Source organism: Paraburkholderia sp. SIMBA_027 (assembly GCF_046535315.1).
Classification (GTDB): domain Bacteria; phylum Pseudomonadota; class Gammaproteobacteria; order Burkholderiales; family Burkholderiaceae; genus Paraburkholderia; species Paraburkholderia tropica.
Window position 1 is genome coordinate 1 of the sequence record NZ_JAWRWY010001761.1, and the last position, 229, is coordinate 229.

Annotated in this window: 1 protein-coding gene; it reads left to right on the forward strand. The window is 64.2% G+C overall.

Going from position 1 to position 229, the window contains the following annotated elements; genetic code table 11:
* On the forward strand, nucleotides 1-229 hold a 229-nt coding region (locus SB764_RS45205; protein ID WP_410867465.1), incomplete at both ends, for an AMP-binding protein.

Genomic DNA, 229 nt, shown 5'->3' on the forward strand with positions numbered 1-229 from the left:
CACGGCGCTACGTTATGTGTACAGTTGCCATGCCTGCAACTATGCAGCAGGCGGTGGCCGAACGCTGGCTGAAGATCACCGGGCGGCCCCTGATCGAAGGCTATGGCCTGTCGGAAACCTCGCCGGTGGCCACGGTCAATCCCTGCGATGCCACGGCGTATTCCGGTTCCATCGGCCTGCCGCTGCCGTCCACCTACGTCGCCATCCTGGACGATGCGGGCAACGAGGT